Annotated in this window: 20 protein-coding genes; 4 read left to right on the plus strand and 16 right to left on the minus strand. The window is 67.7% G+C overall.

The annotated features are described in order from the left end of the window. Nucleotides 1-55 precede the first annotated feature (55 nt). Together DFR50_RS12335 and mobF are read left to right on the plus strand one after the other, a co-directional pair. Nucleotides 56-421, plus strand: a complete 366-nt coding sequence (locus DFR50_RS12335) for a hypothetical protein (RefSeq protein ID WP_113889517.1) — start codon at nucleotides 56-58, stop codon at nucleotides 419-421. An 8-nt stretch (nucleotides 422-429) separates the two neighbouring features. Beyond that, a complete protein-coding gene (mobF, locus tag DFR50_RS12340) occupies nucleotides 430-3,555 on the plus strand; it encodes a MobF family relaxase (RefSeq protein WP_210208873.1) in 3,126 nt (1,041 codons plus the stop codon). 312 nt (nucleotides 3,556-3,867) lie between these two features. Here the strand turns inward: mobF and DFR50_RS12345 are convergent, their stop codons facing one another. From DFR50_RS12345 to DFR50_RS12360, 4 genes are all read right to left on the minus strand, one after another. After that, entirely contained in the window at nucleotides 3,868-4,929 is a 1,062-nt protein-coding gene (locus tag DFR50_RS12345; RefSeq protein ID WP_245427684.1) for an HAD family hydrolase, read from the minus strand. 44 nt (nucleotides 4,930-4,973) lie between these two features. Beyond that, nucleotides 4,974-5,840 (minus strand): transporter, encoded by an 867-nt coding sequence (locus tag DFR50_RS12350; protein WP_147262748.1) that lies wholly within the window; start codon nucleotides 5,838-5,840, stop codon nucleotides 4,974-4,976. A 24-nt stretch (nucleotides 5,841-5,864) separates the two neighbouring features. Next, a complete protein-coding gene (locus DFR50_RS12355; RefSeq protein ID WP_113889520.1) occupies nucleotides 5,865-6,299 on the minus strand; it encodes a hypothetical protein in 435 nt (144 codons plus the stop codon). A gap of 101 nt (nucleotides 6,300-6,400) precedes the next feature. Continuing rightward, complete coding sequence (locus DFR50_RS12360) at nucleotides 6,401-8,092, minus strand: arylsulfatase (protein ID WP_113889521.1); 1,692 nt, start codon at nucleotides 8,090-8,092, stop codon at nucleotides 6,401-6,403. 279 nt (nucleotides 8,093-8,371) lie between these two features. Between DFR50_RS12360 and DFR50_RS12365 the strand changes: the two genes are divergently transcribed. Together DFR50_RS12365 and DFR50_RS12370 are read left to right on the plus strand one after the other, a co-directional pair. Beyond that, nucleotides 8,372-9,406, plus strand: coding sequence for an AraC family transcriptional regulator (locus DFR50_RS12365; protein WP_113889522.1), 1,035 nt, complete (start codon nucleotides 8,372-8,374; stop codon nucleotides 9,404-9,406). 130 nt (nucleotides 9,407-9,536) lie between these two features. Further along, nucleotides 9,537-10,910 (plus strand): transposase, encoded by a 1,374-nt coding sequence (locus tag DFR50_RS12370; RefSeq protein WP_113889523.1) that lies wholly within the window; start codon nucleotides 9,537-9,539, stop codon nucleotides 10,908-10,910. A gap of 332 nt (nucleotides 10,911-11,242) precedes the next feature. On the opposite strand, the gene DFR50_RS32065 is transcribed toward DFR50_RS12370, so the two are convergent. The 12 genes from DFR50_RS32065 to DFR50_RS12425 form a co-directional block, all read right to left on the minus strand. Beyond that, nucleotides 11,243-11,398: a hypothetical protein gene (locus tag DFR50_RS32065; protein ID WP_170153186.1), complete on the minus strand. Its 156-nt coding sequence runs from the start codon at nucleotides 11,396-11,398 to the stop codon at nucleotides 11,243-11,245. After that, nucleotides 11,395-11,652 (minus strand): DUF2726 domain-containing protein, encoded by a 258-nt coding sequence (locus DFR50_RS12375; protein ID WP_113889524.1) that lies wholly within the window; start codon nucleotides 11,650-11,652, stop codon nucleotides 11,395-11,397. Before DFR50_RS12375 ends, DFR50_RS32065 begins: the two co-directional genes overlap by 4 nt. An 8-nt stretch (nucleotides 11,653-11,660) precedes the next feature. Next, entirely contained in the window at nucleotides 11,661-12,023 is a 363-nt protein-coding gene (locus DFR50_RS12380) for a hypothetical protein (RefSeq protein ID WP_113889525.1), read from the minus strand. Nucleotides 12,024-12,036: 13 nt separating this feature from the next. Beyond that, the gene (locus DFR50_RS12385; RefSeq protein ID WP_113889526.1) at nucleotides 12,037-14,403 is read right to left on the minus strand and encodes a type IV secretory system conjugative DNA transfer family protein; all 2,367 of its coding nucleotides are present in this window, start codon (nucleotides 14,401-14,403) and stop codon (nucleotides 12,037-12,039) included. 49 nt (nucleotides 14,404-14,452) lie between these two features. After that, nucleotides 14,453-14,926 carry a hypothetical protein gene (locus tag DFR50_RS12390; protein ID WP_113889527.1) on the minus strand — a complete coding sequence of 158 codons (474 nt, stop codon included), beginning with the start codon at nucleotides 14,924-14,926 and terminating at the stop codon, nucleotides 14,453-14,455. 83 nt (nucleotides 14,927-15,009) lie between these two features. Further along, nucleotides 15,010-16,149, minus strand: a complete 1,140-nt coding sequence (locus DFR50_RS12395; protein ID WP_113889528.1) for a secretion/conjugation apparatus DotM-related subunit — start codon at nucleotides 16,147-16,149, stop codon at nucleotides 15,010-15,012. A 2-nt stretch (nucleotides 16,150-16,151) separates the two neighbouring features. Then, nucleotides 16,152-16,706: a lytic transglycosylase domain-containing protein gene (locus DFR50_RS12400; RefSeq protein WP_113889529.1), complete on the minus strand. Its 555-nt coding sequence runs from the start codon at nucleotides 16,704-16,706 to the stop codon at nucleotides 16,152-16,154. After that, nucleotides 16,703-17,134, minus strand: coding sequence for a hypothetical protein (locus tag DFR50_RS12405; RefSeq protein WP_113889530.1), 432 nt, complete (start codon nucleotides 17,132-17,134; stop codon nucleotides 16,703-16,705). Before DFR50_RS12405 ends, DFR50_RS12400 begins: the two co-directional genes overlap by 4 nt. After that, nucleotides 17,131-17,379, minus strand: a complete 249-nt coding sequence (gene icmT / locus DFR50_RS12410; protein ID WP_113889531.1) for an IcmT/TraK family protein — start codon at nucleotides 17,377-17,379, stop codon at nucleotides 17,131-17,133. The genes DFR50_RS12405 and icmT overlap by 4 nt, the downstream gene beginning before the upstream one ends. A gap of 22 nt (nucleotides 17,380-17,401) precedes the next feature. Beyond that, nucleotides 17,402-18,577, minus strand: coding sequence for a type IV pilus twitching motility protein PilT (locus tag DFR50_RS12415; protein WP_113889532.1), 1,176 nt, complete (start codon nucleotides 18,575-18,577; stop codon nucleotides 17,402-17,404). A gap of 8 nt (nucleotides 18,578-18,585) precedes the next feature. Then, nucleotides 18,586-19,647 (minus strand): type IV secretion system DotC family protein, encoded by a 1,062-nt coding sequence (locus DFR50_RS12420; protein ID WP_113889533.1) that lies wholly within the window; start codon nucleotides 19,645-19,647, stop codon nucleotides 18,586-18,588. Further along, on the minus strand, nucleotides 19,640-20,113 hold the full coding sequence (locus tag DFR50_RS12425) for a DotD/TraH family lipoprotein (protein WP_170153187.1): 474 nt from the start codon (nucleotides 20,111-20,113) through the stop codon (nucleotides 19,640-19,642). Before DFR50_RS12425 ends, DFR50_RS12420 begins: the two co-directional genes overlap by 8 nt. Between the last annotated feature and the right edge of the window lie 21 nt (nucleotides 20,114-20,134).

Below are 20,134 nucleotides of genomic sequence, written 5' to 3' on the forward strand. Positions count from 1 at the left end.
GGCGCTTCCGCGCGCGACTGCGCTTCCCTCCTGACCCAAAATCAAGGACGATCTGATGGCTCCGCGCCACGACACGAACGACGCCGCGCTCGAGCGCATCGCCGACGATCTCATTGGGCTCCGCGCGCTTCTCGACAAGATGGATCACGCCCAGGACGCCCTGCTTCAGAACGGCGAATCCCTCCAGGGACAGCTCGAAGCCCTCACCGGCCAGATCACCCACATGATCGAGGTCCTGACGCCCGAGCGCCCCGAGCAAGAAGGACCGTCGCTCGCCGACCTCCTCGCCCGCATCCTGACCCAGCAGTCGGGAATGATCGCCCTCCTGCGCGAAATCAGCGAAACCATGAAGCGCCTCGCGGCGCCGGACGGCGGCGCCTCTGAGGCGCACGCGCCTGCCAACGGTGCCCGTCACGCCTGACGCTGCCGATGCTCAACTTCCGCAAAATCTCCGCCGCAAGCGACGGCGCCGCGATCCGCGCCTACATGACCCAGGACGAGCCGGAGCCCGAAGCCCTCAAGATCCATGGCGTCGCTCTCGATGGCCGCGACCTCGAAACCGGAGAACGGCTCACGGCCTACTACACTGGCCGGGGCGAGCGGGCGAACTGGCGGCCCGACATGGACCCGCGCGTCGCGGCGGCGCTCGGGATCGGAAGCCCCCGCACGAACCCCCGCAACGGCGATCTCGACGCCCTCTTCGAGGCCCGACGCGCCGACACCGGCGCGGACTGGAGCGAGCACGTCCGCAAGAACTCCGGCTTCGACTTCGTGTTCGCCCCGCACAAGTCCGTGTCGCTCGCCGCCGAGTTCGCCCCGACCGAAGCCGAGCGGCAGATGATCCGCAACGCGATCCATGCCGCAAGCGACGATGCGCTTCGCTACGCCGCTCACGACCTGGGCTTCGCCCGCAAGGGGCACGCGGGGGAGAAGGGGGCGGAGGCGGGCGAGATCGGCTGGGTCACCTTCGCCCATGACGCGGCCCGACCCACGGTCGCGGTCCAGAATGGGCCTGACGGGGCGACCTATCTCCTCGACGCGCCAATCGCCGGCGACCCCCACTACCATCTGCACAATTTCATACCGAACCTCGTCGTCACCGACGATGGCCGGGTCGGCTCGATCGACTCGAAGGCCCTGACCACGCACAAGGTGCCCGAATACGGAGCGTTCTTTCAGGCCCGCCTCGCCGACCGTCTGCGCGCGCTGGGCTTAAGGATCGGCCTCGACGCCGGCGGCGAAGCGGCCGTCGCCGTCGACATCCCCGAGCGCGCCGTCGCCACTTTCTCGAAACGCGACCGACAGGTGGTCGGCGACGCGCAACGCTACGCCCGTGAACACGCGATGGACTGGGACGAGCTTTCGCTCGAGCGCAAGAAGCAGATCCTGCACGAAGCGAGCGCCGCCGGGCGACTCGGCAAGACAAAGGAGGATGCCCGCTCGGTCTGGCGGGACCAGGCGGCCGCGATCGGCTGGACGCCGGCCTCCGTGCTCGGCGCCGCCGCGCTGACGGAGCGGACGGAAGCGGAGCGGCTCGAGGCTGCTTACGCGCGAGCCGCCGTCTCCCTCTCGGCGGAATTCCAGTTGAACGCCGTCCTCGACGCGGAGCGCCTGCGCGTCCATGCGGCGCGCGGCCTCATCGAAGCAGGGGCCGCGGGCGGACGGGACGACGTCGACGCGGTCGTGGCTCTCATCGAGAGGCGCGGCTTCGTCCATGACGGCCAGACCGTCACGTTGATCTTCGGCCTGCATGAAGGCAGGGAGCGGATCAGCCACACCGAGCAGCTCCGTATCGAACAGAGCGTCGCTGCCATGGCCGGCAAGGCCGCCTGCGACCGCTCGGGGAACCTCGCCGACTCGGCGATCCGCGCGGCGATCGGGCGGGTCGAAGCCGACGATGCCGGCGTCCGCTTCTCGAAAGAGCAGCTCGCCGCCATCCATGCGCTCGGCGGCGGCGGAAATCTGTCCCTACTCACCGGGGTCGCCGGATCCGGCAAGACCACGCTCCTCAGGCCCCTTGTCGAGGCCTGGCATGAGGACGGCCGCACCGTGATCGGCATGTCGACCGCCTGGCGGCAGGCGGACGCCCTCAAGGAGGCCGGCGTCGACGAGACCTGGGCGCTCCAGCCCCTCCTCAATGCTATCGACTCGGGAGAATTCCAGGCGGACGAGACGACCGTGCTCATCGTCGACGAGATCAGCCAGATCGGTCCGCGCCCGATGCTGACGCTCCTCGAGCTCCAAGCCCGGACCGGCATGACCATCAGGATGCTCGGTGATCGCGAGCAGGTGCAGTCGATCGAGGCCGGCGATACGATCGCGCTCCTGAAACGCGTCCTGCCGAAATCCGCGATGCCAGAGGTTCTGACCGCCGTCCGGCAGAAGCACGATCGCGACCGCCGGATCGCCGCCCTCATCCGCGACGCGAAGGCTGAAGCCGCGTTCGCGATGAAGCGGGAGGACGGCACGGCCAGACTCCTCGAGGGCGACACGGACCAGGTCGTCCGCCAGATCGCCGATCTCTACATCGAGCGCAACGACGCCCTGAAAGCCCAGGACACGAGCTATGGCGTGACGATCACGACGCTCACCAACGCGGAGGCCGCCGACATCAGCAGGGCGATCCGCGAGCGCCTCAGAGCCCGTGGCGAGATCGGAACCGACGAGGCGACCTACAAGGCGATCACATATCGCGCCGACAAGCGGGAGCTGTTCGATCTCCCGATCGCGACCGGCGACCGGCTGCGCATGTACCGCAAGACGGTCGCCGAGATCGACGGAAAGCGCGCCACGATCGGCAATAACGGCGACATCGTCGAGGTGATCCGCAAGACGGGCGCCGGCCTCGTCCTCAGGAACGCGCGCGGCCAGACGGCCGAGATCGACTGGAAGCGGCTCTCCGACCCGAAGACCGGCAGGCTCCTTCTCGGGTTCGGCCACGCCTTCACGATCGACGCCGCCCAGGGGATGAGCACCAAGGGCGAGCATATCAACGCCCTGCCGCACGGAACCGGGGCGACCACGGCCTTCAAGACCTACACGGCCGAGAGCCGCGCCACGGGCCGGACCTGGACCATGATCTCGAAAGCGGCCGTCCATGGCGCGGTTCAGCGCTCCCGGGCGCTCGGCGACGTCACCCCCATGACCGAGGACGATCTCTGGAAGAAGGTGGCCAAAGACGCCTCTGCAAAGCCTTACAAGGCGCTCGCGCTCGACGTCGCCGGCAACGCGCGCCGTCAGCACGTCCGCGCCGTCGAGACGGGGCTCGCAAACCACGAACGGATCGAGACAGCCGCCGAGGCGCGACCCCAACTGGGGGACGAGATGAAGGCGGCGTGGCAGGCGGGGCTTCTGCGCCAAGCCTTCGACCAGCAGCGCGACGCGCTCTTGGCGCTCGTCCAGGCGATCGACGAGCAATTGAAACGCGCGGCCGGCGTCGTCGCCGACCGCGCCAGGGCGATCGCCGCGGCGATTGCGGGCGAGCCTGACGAAGCGCCCACGACTCCCCGCCCGCCCGAATCGCCGACGCCCTTGGCCCGCGGTCCTGGTTCTTAGCGACTTTGGCGGCCCAGTCGCGTTCCGCCTCCGGTTGCTGTCCGCCCGGAGCGCATTCGGGCGAGATCCGGCGAACCTGGGCGATGGGCCAAGAACAACCGGAGACGGCCGGATACCCGCCCTCCAAATTCGATCGGGAACGGGGAAGGTCCGCCCGGAGTTCGTGTTCGCCCCCGGCAATCGAACGGCCGGAGTCGACGTTTTGCGGACCTAAGGGGCCGCGGCCGTGGACGTCGCAAGTGGGTGGGTAAGCGGCCCTTGCCTTTCACGTATTCCCACCACGGTTTGGGTCTGGGGCCGAGCTCTGGCCGATTACTCGAACGCGAAGATGCGCTTCCAGTCGTCCTTCATGCTGATGATGAACCAGCCGCCCTTTTTCGCCTCATCATCGAGCTCTTGGGGGAACCTGCCGACCCGTGTGTCGGGAAGGCCGCGCGCCGGCCCGTAGGCGTATTCCCGGCTCGCGTCGTCGTGCAGCACGATCATCGAGAGGCGCGCGCCGTCGCCGGCCTTGGCGTATTCGAGCATCTGCCGGTCGCCGGTCGAGTTGCCGAAGGCGGCGTGCGGGCGCCGCCCGATCTCGAGATGGATGCCTTCGGGCTTGCCGGCGTTGTCGTCGTTGAGCAGGAGCTTCGGCTCCTTGGTGAGGAACGGCCGGCCGGCCTTGTCGTAGCCGAACTTGGTCCCCAGCGCCGATCCGACCACCTGCTCGGGCGGGATGCCGTAGACTCGCTGCGAGTAGACGCGCACGAAGTCCTGCCCGCCGCCGGTGACGATGAAGGTCTTGAAGCCGTTGGCGCGGAAGAAGGCGAGTACCTCCTGCATTGGCTGGTAGGTGAGCTCCGTGTAAAGCTTCTTCCAGCGGTGATCCCTGGCTTCGGCGATCCACGCCTTCACTTCAGCCGCAAACGCCTCCACGTCCATACCGGTGAGGGTCGCGACTGCAATCGTCTCGAAGTCGCGCAAAGAAAGCTTGGCGATCTTCTCGAAGTCTCCTGTGAGCACCGTCCTGAACGGCTCGACCTTCGCCAGATGCGGGTTCGCTTTGGCCAGCACCGGCACGCGGGCGAGGCAGTAGATGATCTGCGTGTAGATCGGCTGCTCGACCCACAGCGTGCCGTCCTGATCGAAGGTCGCGATGCGCTCCTCCGCCGGGACGAAGTCCTTGCTCGATGGGTCGGTTGTCGCGTGGATGAAATCGAGGATCGCCTGCTTCGTCGGCCCGTCGTTCCATGACGGAAGCGGCGGCGGCGCGTCGTCGGCCCGCGCGACGGACGCGCCGAAGAGCACAGGCAGAATGGGCAGCGTCGGCAGCGCTGCGAGCGCACCGAGCACATGGCGGCGGCTCATGTCCTTGGAACCGGATGTCGACACGGGATGGGTCTCCTTGGTCGTTGGCGCGGGCCTGTCGGCCGCCCTCAAAAGATGAATGTCAGTTGCGTGCGCCACTGCCAGTTTGCGCCGTATTCCGGCCTAACGAGGTTGTAGTACGCGGCGAGGCTGAGATTGATCGGCAGCTTTCCGAGCCGGAACACGCGGCCCGCGCCGCCGCCGATCGGAACCGTCCACTTTGTCCCCGGCGTCTCCCAGTTCGCCGTGACGATCGGGGCGCTGGTCACGTACCAGCCGCCGCCGAAGTTGTAGTTGACGAAGGGCTGGGTCAGGAAATTGTTGTAAGCGTTGCCCAACGGCCCGTGCGTTCCGCCGAACGACCAGATGTTGTTGACGAGGCAGCCGACGACCCAAGGCCCGTTCGTGTAGACGATCGCGGCGGTCGGCCCGGCGCCCCAGACGTTGGAGCCGATGCCGGGTCCGCTGACGGTCGGGATCTGGATGATTGGGCCCGCGCCCCATAGCCACCCGTTCGTCGGGTTCTTCGGCGACAGGAACGCGGAAAAGTCGGTCGGACCCGTGCCGACCGGCACGCTTGGCAGCGGCGACAGGTCCGGGTTCCAGACGACCGGCAGAATGGTGCGGGTGATGACGTTCCAGTCGTCGTTGACGTGGATCGGGATGACCGGCTGGATATTCAGGATTTCCTGCGTCCCCGGATGAGGTCCGACGCCGAAGTTGGTGTTGCTCTGGAACGGGAAGCTGTAGAGATCTCCGATCGGGTTCTGCAGCTTCTTGGCGAGATCTGTGTCGCTTTCGCCGGCCGTGTCGTCCGCGGGCTTCGCGGCGGCGCTCGACGCGACCGGGCCCTGTTGAGCCTGCGCCGGCGCGCAGGCGAGGAGACAAGCCGCAGCCAACGCGGCGAGGCTATGCGTCCTCGAATTTGCGATCACGCTCGCCTCGCCTCCGGGCTCCAATCAATCACCGGCTATCCCGCCGGGGGCGACGCCGGTGATCTTCCCGGCGGCGTCGAAGCCGAACAGGAGGCTCGTCGCGTCGCCGCGCGGAAAGACGAATTTCAGCACGGCGAAGGTCTGCTCGCCGTCCGTCTTGGTCTGGACGATTTCGGCCCGCAGCGGCGCCGCGCCGTAGCGGTTGAGGTCGTGCGATATGCGTGCGACCGCATCATCGGTCACCTGGGGCGCAAAGGCTGCCGAATATTGCGAGCGGTCGGTCCGGCCCGCCATCATCTCGGTGAACCAGCGCATCGCCCAGGTCGTCAACGCCGAGCCCGCCCGCACCGCGCCGGAAGGGGCCGCCGCCGGCGGCGCCTCATCGGCCTGGACCAACGCGACGGGACCGGCCGCAATCAGCCCAAGCGCCGCGAAAACGGCGATGCAGCGCGGCGTCAAGGCGGCGCCTCGGACTCGGCTCGTGGATCGGGTCGGCATGTTCGAGTCTAGACGAACCAAAGTGAGGGCGGCCGAAGCCGCCCTCCGTTCTTTCGATCCGGTCAGCCGCCGCCGCCCTGGACGGGAGCGAGTTTCCCGTCCTCGATCTGCTTTCTCAGCAGCGGAACCGGATCGCTGGGGTCCTGAAGGTTCGGCCGCAGGTCGGTCGAAGCGCCGCCGACATAACGGCGGATGTTCGGAAATTTCATGACCGACTTGTCGAACTCGATCATCACCGGCGAGATCAGCGCAAGAACCCACCCGTTGTCTTGTCCAGCGTACTTGCCGGGTGAAGCCTGCTGGACCGACACCGGAGCAGCTCCATTGAAGGTCATGTCGTATTTCTCATACGGGTCCATCGTGAGGTTGTAGGTCGCCCCGATCGCGCCGAGGTCGGAGTTCACGCCGAGCCACGAGTCGCGGGCGGTGTAGAGATATTTCCACGCGATGTTGACCCAGGGCTCGTCGGGATCGCCGCCGATATCCGCGCGCGCGCCCCAGAAGGTCTCGCCGTCGATATAGATCCACGACCGGCGCGCCGAATGGGGCGACTTGCCGAGGATGTAGTCGCTGTTGTCGATCGAGTCGAAATAGATCGGCTTGCCGTCGTTGCCGACCCATTCATGGGGCGGAGGCGTGACGCCGACCATGGTGGAGAGCGTCGCCCAAGCGTCGATATGCGACATCATCTCGTCGTACTTGGCGCGCGCCGGGATGTGTCCTGGCCACCACATGATGCCGGGCACCCGCCAGCCGCCCTCGAAGGGCGAGCCCTTCTCGCCGCGGAACGGCGTCGTGCCGGCGTCGGGGAAGGCGTCGAGCCAGGCGCCGTTGTCCGCGGTGACGATGACAATGGTGTTGGGCGCGTCCTTGCGGATCTCGTCCATGACGACGCCGATATCGGCGTCAAGCTCCATGAGCGAGTCCGAATAGTCCCCGAGCTTCGACTTGCCGGCGAAGCGCGGCGAAGCGTTGGTCGGGTTGTGCATCTTGAGGTAGTTCACGTCCATGAAGAAGGGCTTGTCGTCATTGGCGTGTTTCTTGATGTAGGCGACGGCGTTGGCGGCCTGATCCTCGTCGAAGGTCTGGAAGCGCTCGAAGTCGATCCGCCCGACGCTCTTGGCGGGCTGGCCCGCAACGCCTTCCCACTCGTTGAGGTTCACGTTCTCGCTGAAGTACTTCTTGAATTGCGGGTTGTACGACGGGAACCAAGGATGGAACCATTTGTTGGTGTAGTCATAGGTGTAGACGCCGGCGTAATAGGCGGCGAAGTTCTTCATCTCGTCGAAGCCGTGCTCGATCGGATAGGACTCCGGAACGTCTCCGAGGTGCCACTTGCCGGAGAAATAGGTCGAATAGCCGTTCTTCTTGAAGAACTCGGCGATGGTCGGCGTCTCCTTGCGCAGGAAGTTCGGGTCGGCCGGCGCCACGACGATTGACAGCGCCGAGCGGATCGGAATGCGCCCAGTCATGAACGAGGCGCGCCCCGCGGTGCAGCTCGCCTGCCCGTACCAGTTGGTGAAGGTCGCGCCTTCCTCGGCGATCCGGTCGACGTTCGGCGTCGGATGGCCGAGCGCTTTGCCGCCGTTGGAATAGGGGCCGAAGTCGTTCCAGCCGGTGTCGTCCGTCATCAGCATAACGATGTTCGGCCGCTTCTGAGGCTGCGCGTCGGCCGCGGCCAGCGGGATCCCGGCCAAGGCCGTTCCGAGGGTGAGCGCGCCGCCGAGCGAGACGAGACTTCGTTTTCGACTCATTCTAGGTCCTCCAACCTTGACTGCGCTTTCAACCGTCCACGCGACGTGGCGCCATTGCCTTCAGGCGCGTCGTTCCTCGGACACGGCGTCGCAACGCCGTACCGCAGTGTCGGCGCAAGATCACAAATTTGATTGGAGGCCCTGTCGCAGTCACTTGTACAAAATGTCGCGACTTATTAGCATTTTGCGCAATGTGCTAAGATGCTGCGTGGATAACCGCCCGTTGGCCGCATCTGGTGGGGAACGGCCATGAGAATTCTTGGGTATTGGGCATAGTCGATGGCGACGGCGCTGTTCAGTCGCGCTTCGGGTTTCGGCCCCCTGTTTGCTATCATCGAGGCCGAACACGGCGCTGAGGCGTTACGATGTCTGCGACGCGAGTCGGGCTTTGCCGCCGCCGCGCATGCGCCCTCCGCGCTGGTGCCGTTCGCCCTGATGAACCGGGTCTACAATAGCGCGGCGAAGCTCTGCGGCGACCCCCAATTCGGCGCTCGCGTCGGGCAGACCATTCGCCTTGAGGACTTCGGGCCGTTCGTCGAATATGCGCTTCACGGCGAGACTCTCGGAGACGTCATCGCCCGCTCCATCGTCGCGCAGCCCGCCCACAGCAGTGAACTGATCCAGGATCTGCGCCTCCTTGGCGGTGAGGCGCGCTGGCGGATTCGCTACCAGACCACCGCCGAGCCGACCGTCGAACACCATGCGCAACGGACGCTGATGCAAATGCTGGCCGGGGTCCGCCGCGCGCCAGGCGTGCAAGACGCCGCAATAGAGATCCATGTCGCGGAGCCTTACGCGGCCGAAGCGCGCATCCTCGAGGATCGCACCGGCGTCAGGGTTCGGCCCCGCGCGAACGACTATGAGCTGGCCTTCCCGGCGCGATGGCTGGGCGTACTGCCGCTGGCCATCGGTCTGCCGCCCGACCTGGCCGTCGAATGGGCGACGTATCCCGACCGGGCATTGCCGCGCACGACAGCCGAGGCGGCGCTCGCCGCGCTCGACCTTCGCGACAAGCTCCCGGGCATCGGCGCGATCGCCGCCGACATCGGCCTGCCGAGCCGGACGCTGCAACATGCGCTTCACAAGGAGGGCGTGAGCTACCGCGAACTCGTCGGGGCGTTCCGTCTGCGGCGGGCGCTCCAGTTGCTGGCTACCACCCGAAAGCCGGTCGCCGAAGTGGCACTGCGCGCGGGCTATTCCGAGCCGTCGAGCTTCGCCCGCGCGTTCCGCTCACAGACGGGCATGACGCCGGGCCGCTTCCGGGAGGCGTCGCGGGCACCCATGCGGGCTCCACTGGTGCGCGCCTCAAGCTAAAGCCTTCTTCGAGCGCCCGCACCGGGGCAACCGCGGAACGGCCGCAAAAGGTCGGATATTGTTGAAAAACACGCTTGCTTCGCCGACTCGGCTCTGATTCAGTTTTCTCAATGAATCTGGGGCTTTCGCGATGATCGGCGAGCGGAAAGTGATGCAGGAGGCGCTGTTCTACGGCTTCAGCCTCGAGCGGCATGTCCCGGACAATCACCTGCTTCGCAAGATCGATCGGTTCGTCGACCTTTCGGAGGTTCGCGCGCATCTGGAGCCCTATTACAGCGAGACGGGTCGCCCTTCGATCGACCCCGAGCTGATGATCCGGATGCTGATCGTCGGCTACTGCTTCGGTATTCGCTCCGAACGGCGGCTGTGCGACGAGGTCCACCTCAATTTGGCCTATCGCTGGTTCTGCCGCTTGGGGCTCGACGGCGACGTCCCGGATCATTCGACCTTTTCCAAGAACCGCCACGGCCGTTTTCGCGACAGCAATCTCCTGCGCAAGCTGTTTGAGACCGTGGTCGCGCGCTGCATCAAGGAACGGATCGTGGGAGGCGAAGCTTTCGCGGTCGACGCCAGCATCATCGTGGCGGACGCTCATCGACGGCGAAGCGTCGCCAAGGGCGAAGATCTCGACCCGACTTCCAGTCGCGCAATCGCTGAATATCTGTCGGTCCTGGACGATGCGGCCTTCGGCGGGTCGACGCCGGTCGAGCCCAAGGTGATCTCGCCAACCGATCCGGCGGCCCGCTACACCGCCTCGGCCAACTCCGTCGCCGGTTATGCCTACTCCGACAACTACCTCATCGATCTGAAGCATGCGGTGATCATGGATGTCGAGGCGACGACGACCATTCGCCAGGCGGAAGTCGGCGCGGCGAAAACAATGCTCGACCGCACGGCCGAGCAGTTCGACGTCACCCCGTCGCGCCTGGTCGCGGATGGGGGATACGGCTCGGCCGAGATGGTTGCGTGGCTGGTGGACGAGCGCGGAATCGAGCCGCATGTGAAACTGATCGACAAGGCCGAGCGCACGGACGGAACCTTCTCCCGCAGCGACTTCGCCTTCGATCCAGAGCGCAACGTTTATGTCTGCCCTGGCGGCCAAGAGCTCAGGAAGTACCACCGCGCTTTCGCCAAGCCCCGCGACGGGGTCACGAAAGCCGGCACCATGATTTACTTTGCGCGCAAGCAGGACTGCGAAGCCTGCGCGCTCAAGCCCAAGTGCTGCCCGAACGGTCCCGTACGCACAATCGGCCGCTCCATTCATGAAGCCGCTCGCGACAAGGCCCGCGCGATCGCAGAGACCGAGGCCTACGCCGTCTCATGTCGCGAACGAAAGAAGGTCGAGATGCTCTTCGCTCACCTGAAGCGCATCCTCAGGCTCGACCGATTGCGTCTCCGCGGCCCAAGCGGAGCAAAAGACGAGTTCCTATTGGCCGCCACAGCCCAGAATCTGCGGAAACTGGCGAAGCTGGCGCACTTCCCGGCACCGGTCTTCGCCACATGAAGCGGGGAGCCCCGCCTTTGCCTCGCTGACAGCCGCCCGCTCAAGCGTATCGCCGTCGGCCCCAGACGGGGTTTTTCAACAATATCGGTCGGACTTGTTCCGTTCGTACAGCCGCCCGCGACCGACCGCTTCGTGCGCACTGCCTCCGTCCCGACCCGCCGGGCGAAGGCGCAAGAATGGCGCGCTTGTCACGTCGCGCGACCGGCGGGAAACTGCCGCTTCGGTTACGTTCGTTTCGCTTCCCCTTGGGGTGGTCGCCGCCAGGATCTCCTCTCCGAGCGGCTGTGAGCGCGAGGTCGAGCAGGCGTTCGCGAGCTGCTGACGGACGTTGGTCACCAGCGATGATGACCGACCATATTATGGGCGACCTCGCGCCCGATCCCCCACCCGAATCCGTGTAGGACCGAGCGCATGAGGCCCGCGCCGTCATTCGGCGCGAAGACCGCGATCGCCACCACGGCGAGGCCGGCGAGAAGGACGAGTCTCACAGCGACGCTCCTTGCGGTGGAGGGAGGGTGTAGAGCCCGGCGCGCGCGCACAAGGTCCGGAGTTCATGGACCGAATAGGCGCGCTTTGCTGGCACTCGCAGGAGCGGCACTCCGATCTCGAGGAAGACCGCGTTCACGAAAGCGTCGCGCTGCCGGCGCTCGGGCAGGCCGTGGCTCCTGTCGTCGACCTCGATCGCCGCGACCGGCTCGAGGCTCAGGACGTCGCAGATCACGAAGTCGACGCTCTTCGCCATCACCCCGTTCAACGCGAGCCGGCGCGCGGTGGGCCGAGCGCCGAGCGTGGGGGTCGCGAGCTGGCGAGGCGCACCTGGGCGAAGGCGCGGTAGTTGAGGCCCAGCGCCGCGTCGAGCGTCATCAGAAACGACTTCTCGTTGGCGGTCATGAACCGGCCGCGCTGGTAGCCGGCACGGGAGGCGGACGGCAGGTTGCCTGAGAGGAACACGGCGATCGCGATGAAGGCCGCGAGATAGAAGAGCGCCGCCGGCCGATCGAGAAGAGCCTCCAGCCCCTTCCCCCAGCCGGCGCCGAACGCATGGACCACCGCGGCCAGCGTCCCGGTCATCTGCGCCGAGGCGTCGGAGAGTGCGTCGAAGAAGACGTTCATGGACAAGCCGCCGTCACCGAATCGCGCCGGAGAGGCGCGGCGACGCCGCCTCCTTCGCCGACGCTTCGGCAACGGCCTCGCGCGCCGCGCTCGCCATCTCGCCGATCAACGTCCGGATCGAGCGGGCCACTTCCTCTTCCGCTGCGCCCCGCAGGTCCGCGCCAGCCTCGATCGCGTGGCCCCCGCCCAGCACGGCCGCAGCCGCGTGACGCGCCTCCGCCGGCGATCCTCCCGCCGCGATCTCGACGCTCTCGAGCAATGCTCGTGTCTCCTCCGCCGGCCCGCCCTCTCCCGAGTAACGCGGCGCCGGCGTCGACGGGGCTTTCGGGGGGCGGCTTGCCGCGGCGCGCAGCATCGCCTGGAGCGGCGCGCGGGGCGCGAGGGCGGCGATCTCCTCGGCAGCCAGCGGCGCTCTGCCAGCGGCCTCGATCGCCGCCTCGACGCATTCGCTCCCCGGCCGCCCGGCGGCTGCGGCCTCGGCAAACGCCTGAAGCATGGCGGCGAGGGTCGCCGACTTCTCTCCCCTCGCCGCGCCGAGACCGCGCTCGAGTCGCTCGAGCGCGGCGGTCACGGGTCCGGTCGAGGCCTTGAGCGCTTCGGCGTCGGGCGGCGCCAGCACCACGGGGCGGTTCAGCCGCATCGGTCCTCTCGGGTCGATGTCGGCGTGAAAAAGCTTGGCGTGGATGCGGCGGCCGCCGAAGAGGATGATCGCCTCGCCCTCGATCAGGCTCTGCAGATCGCGCCATTCGACGCCGGCGACTTCGCGGACTTCGGCCGAGCGGCTTTCGGCGTATTCGCCCGTCCCGCCGCCCTCGTAGCTCGTGGCTTGGGTGACATAGGCCTTGCCGGCCGTACTTTCGATCCACTCGCGGGTCCGGTTCGCATCCTGCTGGCGCATCGCGACCGTGAGGTTGCCGTTGCCGAGCAGCGACTGGGTCTTTTCGCCGAGCCGCGCCCAGATGCCCGAGACCTCCTGGAACCCGAGCCAGAACATCAGATTGAGACCGCGCCCTTGCGCGAGCATGCGGTCCATGCCGCTCGTCGCGTAGTAGCCGACCTCGTCGAGGACGACATGGAAGGGGGCGACGCCCATGCCGGGCTTGTTCGCGACGATGACGTCGGAATCGCCCTCGAGGCGGGCGCCGAGCATCTGCGCCATCATGCCCCTGAGCGACGCGACCACGATCTTGCCGAGCGCCGCAAGGCGTTCGTCCGAGCTCTCGAGGGCGGGGAGATTCACGACCAGGATGCGGCGGTTGAGAACCACGTCGCGCATGTCGACGTCCGACTGCCTCACCTTGAAGATGTGGCCGAGCGAGACGCCGAGGAGCTGGAAGGTGTGGGTGAAGTAGAACTGGGCGAAGCCGTGCTGCTTCGACGGCTCCTCGGTCTTCTGCCGGTTCCAGTCGAGGCTCATGTCGTAGGACGGCAACTCGCCGAGATAGGCCTGAAGGGGATAGATCAGGTCCTCCGGCATTTCGGGGACGGGGATGTCGGTCGTCTCGCCGGTCATCGGGTTGCGGACCTCGAACACCCGCTTCGTCGCGACCTTCCAGATGCTGCGGAGCTCGAAGGAGAGACGGATCGTCTCGATGTTGAGCGGCACGTTCTTGTGGTCGCGCATCCAGACGAGCACCGGGGTCAGGGTGCCGACGAGCGCGACCGCGCGTTCGCGGAAGACGCCGTTGGCGTCGCCCGGGGCCGGCTCGCCGAGGAGGCTCGACAGCATCTCGCCGATCGCGTCGGCGTTGCCGACCGCGAACGGGTTGAAGCGGTTCGAATCCTTGACCCCGGACGCCACCATGAAATTGAGGCACAGCACGTCGTCCTCGCGCCCGAACCGGCGGGCGAGCGCCAAGACCTCGCCGTAGAGCTTGTTGTCGGCCTTGCCGTCGACGATCACGAAGCCCGACGCGTGGGTCAGCGCATTGGCGAGGAACGACAGAAGCGCGGTCGTCTTGCCGGCGCCGGTCGTGCCGGGCACGGTCGCATGCTGGCGGCCGTCCTCGAAGGCGATCCAGAGCTCCCGCCCGTCGACATCCCGGCCGAGATGGATCGAGCCCTCGGCCATGCGCGGCCTTCGGCCCTTCGGCGAGGGATGGTTCCAGTCGCGCATGCGCGCGGTGCGCGGCATGCGAAGCGGCAGGGTGACGCGGCGGGTGAGGACGAGCCCGGCGTAGAGAAAAGAGGCGGGGGTCACGATATTCACGAGCGCGGGCTCGACGAACATCAGCATGGCGCCGCTCGCGAGCATCACGCCCGAGAACTCGCTCATCATCGCCGACCACAGGCGCGTCGAGATCGGGCGGATGTCCCGCAGCCGCTGTGCGCCCGACCGTTCGAAGCGTTGCTGCGGCCCGACGATCTCCCGCTGGCTCATGATGGGCCCTCCGGATGCGGCCGGCGCGCGACCTCGTCCCCGGCGGCTCTCATTGCTCGTGCAGCCCGAATGTCGAGGGACCCGGCGGGCTCTCGGCCGACCTTTGCGGACTGGCCGGCCGGCCAGGAGTCGCTTGCGGCAAGCGGACCACGCTCGATTGCGACCCGGGGGTGGCCGCCGGGCGTCCGAGATCCTCGAGGCTGGCGACGGCGGACGCCCGCGGGCGATAGGACGTGACGGCGAGCGACGCGACCGCGCCAATGCCGACGCAGACGAGGAAGCCGAGCGCACGCCTGAGCCAGCCCCGCGCCTTCGGCCGCGCGTTCGCGGCGAGCGTCAGACGCTCGAGCTGCGCGTCGCGCAGCGCCTCGCGGACGCCGTCGCGGATCGCCCGCTCGATCTCGCCGGGGCCGGGACCGAACGCGCCGCCACCCGCGGAATGAAGCCGAATATCGATCTGAAGCCTTGGCGGGTCGCCCCCGCGGACCTCGGCTTCCATGCTGGCGTATTCCGAGACCGACATCGCCTTCTCCTCGTCTCCCGGGCGCAGGGTTGCCCCATCACAACCATGCCGAGGGGCTGCGCGAACAGGAAACCGCGGGCGCGTCACGCCTCCTTGGGTCGGATCGCGGCGATGGCAGATCCAAACTCCGCGGTCGGAATCGGAACGCCGGCGGCGCGTTCGGCAGCCCAATGAGCGCCCGCGCCGATCGCCTCGACCCGGAAGCTCGGATGGGGATGGGAATGAAGCGCATCCGATTCGAAGCCGAGCGCATGGAGGGCGTACCAGAGGGGGCGATCGACGAGCTTCAGGAACGCGAACTGCGCCGGCGCCAGAACGCCGCTCCGGAGGCGCGCTTCGTTCAGAACCGACATGAGTCCCGGCGTCGCGTAGTGATGTCTCGCCATGACCTCGAAGGCCCAGCCCGCGACTTCGGGTGTCGCGAGGACGCGATCGACAGCTGCGAGCGTCTTCGCGTCGAAGGCGAGCGGCTCTTCCGGTCCGGCCCCGCCGTCGGCCTTCGAGCGCGCCAGCCCTTCCGACAGAAGCCCGAGCAGCAGGGAGGCTTCGTCGCGGCGCTGGACGCCCTGGAGGGCGAAGACCGCGAGCATCGCCCGCGTTGGGTGCGACGCCGCGGCGGGCGCAGTCCACCGATCGCCGAGCTGGCGCATGAAGGCGCGCCGGGCCGCCGCCTCGTCGAACCCGCCCTTTTCGTTCGTCGCGTAGCGCACGATCCACTCGTCGACATGCAGCGCGGCGTCGGCCGGACGCGGCTCGCCGTCGCGGATCTTCGTGAGCTTCAGCCCCCGCCCGACGAAGGCCGCAGTGCTTCGCGAATGGATCGCCTGCTCGGCCATCAGCTTTTCGAGATCGAAGAGCCTGGTGAAGCGGGCGGCGCCGCCGCGCAGGAAGCAGAGGGCCGCGAGCGAAAGGACCAGCGCCATGGCTGGATAGAGGAGCGCGCCGCCGACGAGGCGGTAGAGGCGCACGAGCTGATCGAACCGGGCCCGATCGGCATGAGCGTGCTCGACGGCGACGTCGGCCGCGGCCAAGCGGTCGGTCACGAGGCCGATCGCCTGCATCTCGACATGGGCGACCATGAGCGCGATGCGGCTGATCTCGGCGTGCCAGACCCGCCAGCCCGCCCAGCCGAGGATGCAGAGGCCCACGACGATCAGAATGAGGCTGAAGACCGTGTAGTCGTCGCTTCCGATCGCGCCGCCGAATCGGGAAGACCGGGCCATGCTCATCGTCCTCCCGCAGCGTCGGCGCTCGCGAGCTCGCGCATCGCCTCGCGCTTCAGCCGCATCGCCTGATCGTAGACGAGCTTCATGTATTCGAGCTGTCGCGCCGGCGTATGAGAATGGTAGAGCGCGACGCCCTCCCAAAGGCGCCCACGCGCCTCGTCGAGCGCCTGACGCAGGATCCAGGCGCCGCCCTCGACGTTGGCGCAGAAGTTGTCCCTCAGGGCCCGGTAGGCCGCCTCGCGCGAGGTCCGCCAATGGTCGGCGATCTTTCCGAGCCAGGTGTCGTTGACCTGCATCGGGCCGATGTCGACCGTGCCGTTCGCGTTCTGGCTGACCGCGCCCAGCCGCCCGGCCTCGACCCGGATCAGAAGCGCCAGCACGCCGGCCGGAACATGATGAACCTCGGCCGCTGCTTTCAGGCAGCCCTCGATCATCGCTTCGTCGGCGCTCGCGGAGGAAGCGCCCGCGATTGAGAACAACGCGACCGCGGCCGTGATCGCCGCCTTTGCGAGCCTTCCTCTCCCGTCCGCCCCATGACCATTCCGTGCGGTCATCGAAGCGCCGCTCTCGCTTCGATGCGCGCCGTCGCCTCGTCGAAGACGCGCGCAAGATCCAGCACCATCACGCCCTCGCGCCCTGCGACCGTCGCGATCGCCTCCATGACCGACAGCAGCACGGCGGAGAAGGCCTCCGCCCGGATCGCGTCGACCCGCCACGACATCAGCGCGCCGAGATCGCGCTCGAGCGTGAGCTCGAAGCCGCGTCCGGTCACGTCGCGCCAGATCGCCTCCCCGGCGACGAGGAAGATCGGAAGAAGGCCGTCGACCGCGGCGGCGGCGTCGACGGGAATGCGGACGAGATCCCGTCGCGGGCCGTCCTCGACCAGAATGTCGCGGTCGGCCTCGATCAGGAGCGCCCGAACGACGCTCGACACATAGGCCGGATCGAGGGTCTTCATGGGTTCGACGCCGGTCGCGGTCATGCGAACCTCCGTCGCTTCCAGGCCGGGACGGCGGGCCGATAGGGGCCGACGAGGCCGCGCCGGATCATCCGCAGGGTCGCCGGAACCGTCAGCCCCGCCCAGCTGATCACCGAGAAGACAATCACCCCTGTCGCGGCGATATAGAAGGTCGTCCAGCTCCAGTAGACGATGAACACGAGGAGCGGCAGGCAGGCCCGCGCGTCGAGAAAAACGAGTTTGACCGGCCGCCCGGTGTCACGCCACATAGGGTCTCTCCCTTGCCCCTCATCATCCGATTTCCTGTCGGACGGCTTCCGCCGTCTCTTCGCTGATCCGGCCGTCTTTCAGCGCAATGTCGATCGCCTTGGCGTACGACTGCCCCTTCGTTTCCAGCGCCTCGGCCGTGATCTGCGGCCAGTCGTCCGCTTTGGTTCCGGCGAGGCGGCGTCGATAGCCGGCGTCGCACACCAGGAACTCTCGCAAGGGGGTCCATTTGCCGTCTCTCGACGGCACGAGGCGCTGGTTGATCACGAGCCGCAGCGCCTGGGCGCAGGACGTCATCGCGTCCTTCAACTGGGTGGGCGGGAGAAGGCTCGCGACGCGCTGCATGGTGAGCGGCACGGTCTCCGCGTGGATCGTGGTCGCCGTCGCGTGGCCCGAGATCGCCGCCTGGATGGTCGCGATCATGTGCTCAGGTCTCCGGCACTCGCCGATGATGATATCGGTCGGCTGACGGCGCATCGCGCCCGCCATGAACTCCTCGAAGCTCTTCACGTTGCGCGGGATCTCGCTCTGGGCGATCGAGCTCGTCGGACTTTCGACCCGGTCCAGCAGGAACTCGACGGGCTCGGCGCATTCGATGATGTTGCGGTGCGCGTCGGGATCGCGGAGCTTCTCGACCGTCATCGCGCCGATGAGCGTCGACTTGCCCGAGCCGGTCGCGCCCGAGACGATCATCATGCCCCTGGTCATCCGATAGTGGGCGAGGATCTCCGGCTCGACGTGCTGGCTCGAGAGCGGCTGCGGCAGATCGCGAACCGGGCGGATCACGACATGGGCGCCGGCGCCCCGGCTCGCGGTGATCGCGGTGACGTTGACGCGAAACCGCAGGGTCCCCTTTCTCGGCGATCCGATCTGGTACATCACGTTGATGTCCGCCCCGCCCTGAAGGCGGGCAATTCCGTCCGCGCCATAGAGGTGGTTGACGATCAGCCCCGCGTCGTTCTCGTCGAGCGGATCGCGGCTTGCGACCTTGCGATTGACCCCCCAGAGCCGGAACGAGGCCGGCTGGAAGGTCGAGAACATCACCTGTTCGGCCCCGAGCCTGTGGGCGTGCGCGAGGAACGAATCGAGCGCGGGGGCAAGCCGGCGCGGCTCCTTCACCCACCGGTCGCCGGGATCGACCCAGGCGTAAGGGTCGGCTGCGATCTCGGAGTTCAGCGCGCGGGAGGGGACGTCGAGCATCGCGACCCTCACTTCGGGCAGTGGCGGGCGCCGCGCCAGGCGCGGGCGTCGGCTCTGAGGCCCGGTTGCGCGGTGATGGTGACGATCCGGTCCCCTGCCCTGAGCTCCCCGCCGCCGCCGTCGACGAGTTGCTCTTTTGTCGCGACGCGCGGACTGGCGACGACGCCGGCGCGGAGCAGCACCCGGTAGCGGGCCATCCCGGTGATGTCGCGCTGAAGCCGCCCGAGATCGTTCAGAAAGATCTCGTTCGCCTGCCGCTCGCCCTCGGCCCAGCCCTCCGCGACATATTTGTTCCAGTACTGGACCTCCTGCTCGGTTCGGGGCAGCACGGCGTCGGCCGGGCGGCTCGGCTCGACCCAGGTCCGGACGAGGTAGGTCCGCCAGTTCGGGGGCGCAGAGGCGAGCTGGGCGATCTTGGTGATCGAATAGACGCAGGCGGTCTCGCGGGCGATCTGTCCGCCGTCGCCGAGCGCCATCGCCATCTCGGCTTCCGAGACGACCGGAGGGCGCATGACGATCTGGCTGCCCAACCGGCGCAGGATCACGTCGTCGAAATTGTAGACGGTGTCGAGCATCGGCTCGTAGCGACGCAGCATCTCGTTGATGGCGAAGGCGCGGGCCGCAAGGCCGCCGCGCGCGCCGTAAGCGAGGCCCGCGTCATAGAGGATGCTCTGACGGCCGGGCTCGAGCCCCTCCGCCGCAAGCCCGCTCCCCGGACGCGTCGCCTGCAGGGATTCGAGCGAGAGCGGCTTCTCGCCGCCGACGATCATGGGCTCGATCGAGGCGCCGGTCACAGGCTTGTTGATCGGGTTGGCGGTCTGCCGAGCCGCGGCGTCCACCGTCGCGGGAGAAGGCTGCGGCGGGATCGGCATGACGATCAGGCGGTTGTCGGTCGCAGACGGCGCCGCGGTCGTGACGGGAACCGCAACCTTTTTGGTCGGAAGATCGGGCGCCAAGGTCTGGGGCGAAGGCGCCGCGTCGGCCGCCGCCGCCGGCCGCACGAGGGCCGCCGGGGTCAGGAGGATCGCGGCGAACGAGACGGCGGCAATGAGGACCCGGCGGTCAGCCATGATAGATCACCTCGAGACGCTGATGTTGCGGGTCGACCCGGACGATCGCGGCGTCGCCCGCCTGGTCGCCGAGCCCCTGCAGAATGTCGTAGACTCGTTGAGGCGCGGGCTCGACCACGACAGTGACGGCTCGCGTCGCGGCGCCGGTGACGACGGCGCGGTAGCCGATCGTCTCGGCGAGCTTCCTGACGGCCCCATCGAGGGCGCCGTTCCAGGACATCGCGACCACCCGGTCGAGCTCGCCCGGCACGACGGTCGCTTTTGCGGCGACCGCGGCTTCAGGCTGAACAGCGCCGATCCGGGCGAGTTCGCGCGCGGTCTCGTCCATGCTCCTCTGCAGCGCGACCTCGGCGTTCGGCATGCCGGGCGTATCGACGTTCGGCGTGACCGGCGTTACGCCGCAGCCCGAGAGCGCGCAGGCGACGAGAGTCGCTGCGAGACACGACGCGCGTGACTGATGAATCATGCTGGGCGGCTTCCTGTGCAT

The organism is Roseiarcus fermentans (assembly GCF_003315135.1).
In the GTDB taxonomy this organism is placed as follows: Bacteria; Pseudomonadota; Alphaproteobacteria; order Rhizobiales; family Beijerinckiaceae; genus Roseiarcus; species Roseiarcus fermentans.

Excerpts from the sequence above, each read along its gene's own strand:
- DFR50_RS12370 (WP_113889523.1), top strand. The coding sequence starts at position 9,537 with ATGATCGGCGAGCGGAAAGTGATGCAGGAGGCGCTGTTCTACGGCTTC.
- DFR50_RS12420 (WP_113889533.1), bottom strand. The coding sequence starts at position 19,647 with ATGGCTGACCGCCGGGTCCTCATTGCCGCCGTCTCGTTCGCCGCGATC.
- DFR50_RS12380 (WP_113889525.1), bottom strand. The coding sequence starts at position 12,023 with ATGAACGTCTTCTTCGACGCACTCTCCGACGCCTCGGCGCAGATGACC.
- DFR50_RS12400 (WP_113889529.1), bottom strand. The coding sequence starts at position 16,706 with ATGACCGCACGGAATGGTCATGGGGCGGACGGGAGAGGAAGGCTCGCA.
- DFR50_RS12375 (WP_113889524.1), bottom strand. The coding sequence starts at position 11,652 with ATGGCGAAGAGCGTCGACTTCGTGATCTGCGACGTCCTGAGCCTCGAG.
- DFR50_RS12335 (WP_113889517.1), top strand. The coding sequence starts at position 56 with ATGGCTCCGCGCCACGACACGAACGACGCCGCGCTCGAGCGCATCGCC.
- icmT (WP_113889531.1), bottom strand. The coding sequence starts at position 17,379 with ATGTGGCGTGACACCGGGCGGCCGGTCAAACTCGTTTTTCTCGACGCG.
- DFR50_RS12360 (WP_113889521.1), bottom strand. The coding sequence starts at position 8,092 with ATGAGTCGAAAACGAAGTCTCGTCTCGCTCGGCGGCGCGCTCACCCTC.
- DFR50_RS12415 (WP_113889532.1), bottom strand. The coding sequence starts at position 18,577 with ATGCTCGACGTCCCCTCCCGCGCGCTGAACTCCGAGATCGCAGCCGAC.
- DFR50_RS12390 (WP_113889527.1), bottom strand. The coding sequence starts at position 14,926 with ATGTCGGTCTCGGAATACGCCAGCATGGAAGCCGAGGTCCGCGGGGGC.
- DFR50_RS12365 (WP_113889522.1), top strand. The coding sequence starts at position 8,372 with ATGGCGACGGCGCTGTTCAGTCGCGCTTCGGGTTTCGGCCCCCTGTTT.
- DFR50_RS12395 (WP_113889528.1), bottom strand. The coding sequence starts at position 16,149 with ATGGCCCGGTCTTCCCGATTCGGCGGCGCGATCGGAAGCGACGACTAC.
- mobF (WP_210208873.1), top strand. The coding sequence starts at position 430 with ATGCTCAACTTCCGCAAAATCTCCGCCGCAAGCGACGGCGCCGCGATC.
- DFR50_RS12385 (WP_113889526.1), bottom strand. The coding sequence starts at position 14,403 with ATGAGCCAGCGGGAGATCGTCGGGCCGCAGCAACGCTTCGAACGGTCG.
- DFR50_RS12425 (WP_170153187.1), bottom strand. The coding sequence starts at position 20,113 with ATGATTCATCAGTCACGCGCGTCGTGTCTCGCAGCGACTCTCGTCGCC.
- DFR50_RS12405 (WP_113889530.1), bottom strand. The coding sequence starts at position 17,134 with ATGACCGCGACCGGCGTCGAACCCATGAAGACCCTCGATCCGGCCTAT.